Annotated in this window: 4 protein-coding genes; 3 read left to right on the top strand and 1 reads right to left on the bottom strand. The window is 73.7% G+C overall.

Translation table 11 applies throughout. The features are described 5' to 3' along the window. Positions 1 to 1,056 (bottom strand): UvrD-helicase domain-containing protein (locus tag ACR9ZK_RS21005; protein ID WP_481343908.1); only part of this gene is annotated, 1,056 nt, incomplete at its 3' end. Between the two features lie 105 nt (positions 1,057 to 1,161). Between ACR9ZK_RS21005 and ACR9ZK_RS21000 the strand changes: the two genes are divergently transcribed. The 3 genes from ACR9ZK_RS21000 to ACR9ZK_RS20990 form a co-directional block, all read left to right on the top strand. Beyond that, the gene (locus ACR9ZK_RS21000) at positions 1,162 to 1,668 is read left to right on the top strand and encodes an N-acetyltransferase family protein (protein ID WP_481343907.1); all 507 of its coding nucleotides are present in this window, start codon (positions 1,162 to 1,164) and stop codon (positions 1,666 to 1,668) included. Positions 1,669 to 1,678: 10 nt separating this feature from the next. Beyond that, positions 1,679 to 2,671 (top strand): quinone oxidoreductase family protein, encoded by a 993-nt coding sequence (locus tag ACR9ZK_RS20995; protein WP_481343906.1) that lies wholly within the window; start codon positions 1,679 to 1,681, stop codon positions 2,669 to 2,671. Next, a partial coding sequence (locus tag ACR9ZK_RS20990; protein ID WP_481343905.1) for an amidohydrolase occupies positions 2,668 to 3,693 on the top strand: 1,026 nt, incomplete at its 3' end. The genes ACR9ZK_RS20995 and ACR9ZK_RS20990, both read left to right, overlap by 4 nt.

The following is a 3,693-nucleotide window of genomic DNA, read 5'->3' as shown; positions in this document are numbered from 1 at the left end:
GAGGAGGATGGTGCGCGCGTCCGGGTAGTCCTTCTCGAACTCGAGGATGTTGCGGATCGTCGCGCCGCGGAAGGCGTAGATCGACTGGTCGGAGTCGCCGACGACGCACAGCTCGGCCGGGGGCACGGTCCACGAGCCCTCGGGTCCCTTGACCTCGCCGACGAGCTCGCGGATCAGCTGGTACTGCGCCTGGTTGGTGTCCTGGTACTCGTCGACGAGCACGTGCCGGAACCGGCGGCGGTAGTACTCGGCGACGTCGGGGAAGGCCTGCAGGATGTTGACGGTCATCATGATGATGTCGTCGAAGTCGAGCGCGTTGGCCTGCCGGAGCCGACGCTGGTACTGGGTGTAGGCCTGCGACACCGTGCGGTCGTAGTGGTTGCCCTCGGCCACCTGCGCCGCGTACGACTCCTCGTCGACGAGCTCGTTCTTGAGGTTGCTCACCTGGGCCGAGAAGCTGCGCGGCTGGTAGCGCTTCGGGTCGAGGTCGAGGTCGCGGATCACCAGCCCCATGAGGCGCTGGCTGTCGGCGGCGTCGTAGATCGAGAACGTCGATCGCATGCCGACCTTCGCAGCCTCGCGGCGCAGGATGCGGACGCACGCGGAGTGGAAGGTCATGACCCACATGGCGCGCGCCCGCGGGCCGACGATGGCCTCGACGCGCTCACGCATCTCGGCCGCGGCCTTGTTCGTGAAGGTGATGGCGAGGACCTGACCCGGCTGGACGGCGCGCTCGCCGAGCAGCCACGCGATGCGGTGGGTCAGCACCCGCGTCTTGCCCGAACCGGCACCGGCGACGATGAGCAGCGGCGCACCCTCGTGGACGACGGCCTCACGCTGCTGCGGGTTGAGGCCGTGCAGCAGCGCCTCGGTGTCGACGTGAGCGGGCGCGCCACCGGGGGTGGCGATGCCGGCCCGGGCGGCGGCCTCGGCCCAGGTCGGCACGCCGCGCTCGGTGACCTCGGTGACCTCGCCGGCGCGCCCGGACCCTGCTGCGGCACCGGCCCCGCCGCGCTCGAATCCGGGCATGGGGAGGTCGTCGAAGAGCGTGCTCATGATGGGGCCAAGCCTACGTCTCCGCGCCCACAGCGCCCGTCAGGCCGGTCCGGCGGCGCGGGCGGCGCTGTCCGGGCGCACGCGCGATGGCGCAGGATGGGCCGCGTGACCGACTTCGCGACGCGCCCCGCCACCCCCGCCGACGTGCCCGACCTCATCCGGCTCGTCCGGGCCCTCGCCGCCTACGAGAAGGAGCCCGATGCCGCGGTGGCGACGCCCGAGCAGTTCACCCGGGCCCTCTTCCCCGCCGACGCCGCACCCGTAGCCTTCGCGCACGTGGCCGAGCAGGACGGCCGGGTCGTCGGCATGGCGCTGTGGTTCACGACGTTCTCGACGTGGACCGGCCAGCCGGGCATCTGGCTGGAGGACCTGTTCGTCGACCCCGCCACGCGCGGCGGCGGCATCGGCACCGCGCTGCTGTCCGGCCTGGCGGCCACGTGCGTCGAGCGGGGCTGGACGCGTCTGGAGTGGGCTGTCCTGGACTGGAACGAACCCTCGATCGCCTTCTACCGCTCCCACGGCGCGCGGCCTCTCGAGGACTGGACGACCTTCCGCGTCGACGGGGACGCGCTCGGACGCCTCGCCTCCGCCGGGGCCGCTGCCCGGTCGTAGGGTGACGGACATGACCACTGCCACGAGCGTCTTCGTCACCGAACCGGGCGACCGCAGCGTCCTCGAGCTGCGCGAGCACGACGTGCCGCAGCCGGGCGCCGGCGAGGTGCAGGTCGAGGTCGCCGCCGCGGGCGTCAACTTCATCGACGTCTACAAGCGGCAGGGCGTCTACCCGGTACCGACGCCGTTCGTCCTCGGGGACGAGGGCGCGGGCACCGTCGTCGCGCTGGGCCCGGGCGTCGACGCCGTCGCCGTGGGCGACCGCGTCGCCTGGTGCCAGTCGGCCGGCAGCGAGTCGACGCTCGTCAACAAGCCCGCCTCCGCGCTCGTGCGGGTCCCCGAGGGCGTCGACCTCGAGGTGGCCGCCGCGGCCATGCTCCAGGGCATCACCGCGCACTACCTCGTCACGAGCACGTACGCCGTCTCCGAGGGCGACGTGGCGCTCGTGCACGCGGCCGCCGGCGGCGTCGGGCAGCTGCTCGTCCAGCTGGTCGTCGCCCGCGGCGGCACGGTCGTCGCCACGGCCGGCACCGACGAGAAGCTCCGGATCGCGCGCGACCTGGGCGCCCAGCACGTCATCAACTACTCCCGGTTCTCTGCGCCCGAGGACCTCGCCGCCGCCGTGCGCGAGGCCGCAGGCCGCGGCGTCGACGTCGTGTACGACGGCGTCGGAAAGGCCACCTTCGACGCGTCGCTCGCGTCCCTGCGCCCCCGCGGGATGATGGTCCTCTTCGGCGGCGCGAGCGGCCAGGTGCCGCCGTTCGACATCCAGCGGCTCAACGCCGGCGGGTCGCTGTTCCTCACCCGCCCGATGCTCGGGCACTACGTGGCCACGCGCGAGGAGTACGAGTGGCGGGCCGGCGAGGTGCTCGGCGCCATCGCCGACGGGTCGCTGCGGCTCGAGGTCGGCGGGCGCTACCCGTTCGCGGAGGTCGCCGACGCCTACGAGGCCCTCGAGGGGCGGCGGACCACGGGCAAGCTCGTCCTGGTGCCCGGCCGGTGAGCCGCGTCCTCCTCCGGCACGACCGCATCTGGACCGGTGTCGCGCCCGCGGGGACGACCCCGTGGACCGACGCCCTCCTCGTCGAGGACGGGCGCGTCGTCGCCGCCGGCGCAGACGCCCGCGAGGCGGGGGCGGGCGCCTCGTGCGAGGTCGTCGACCTGCCCGGCGTCGTCGTCATGCCCGGACTGCACGACGCCCACGTGCACACCGAGTGGCTCTCGCGGGACATGGCGTCGGTCGACCTTCGCGACGCCACGTCGCTCGCCGAGGCGCTCTCGCGGGTCGCGGCCCACGCGGCCACGCTCCCGCCCGGCGCCGCCCTGCACAGCGGCCGCTGGAACCACAACGTCTGGGACGTCCCCGTCCAGCCGGACCGGCACGCGCTCGACCGCGTCACCGGCGACCGCCTCGCCGCCCTCGCCAGCGTCGACGGCCACACCCTCTGGGCCAACACCGCGACGCTCCGGGCCGCCGGGATCACCCGAGACACCCCCGACCCCGTCGGTGGCGAGATCGACCGCGACGCCGACGGCGAACCCACCGGCATCCTGCGCGAGAAGGCGCAGGAGCTGCTCCTCGCGCTCGACCACGACGAGGGGCCGCTGCGCCCCTGGCTCGAACGGTGCCAGCAGCGGCTGCTGTCGGTCGGGCTGACGAGCATCACCGACATCGACGGCGAGCACGCCCGCGACGCCTACGCCGCCATGCACGCGGACGGTGCGCTGCGGATCCGCGTCACCAAGTGCACGCGTGACGGCGACCTGGAGGCCGCGATCGAGCAGGGCCGCCGCTCGGGCCAGGGCGACGACGTGTTCCGCGTCGGTCCCGTGAAGTTCTTCAGCGACGGTGCCCTCGGCTCGCACACCGCGCACATGACCGAGCCGTTCCTCGGCCACGAGGGCTGTGGCATGGCCGCCATGCCGTACGACGTGCTCCTCGAGCGGACGCTGCTCGCGGTGCGCTCGGGTCTCGACGTCGCGACCCACGCCATCGGCGACGAGGCGAACCGGCTCGTCCTCGAC

The organism is Monashia sp. HAY1-5C (genome assembly GCF_056755255.1).
Note: the sequence above shows the minus strand (reverse complement) of the source record. Positions and strands in the feature narration are given on the sequence as shown.

Excerpts from the sequence above, each read along its gene's own strand:
- ACR9ZK_RS20995 (WP_481343906.1), top strand. The coding sequence starts at position 1,679 with ATGACCACTGCCACGAGCGTCTTCGTCACCGAACCGGGCGACCGCAGC.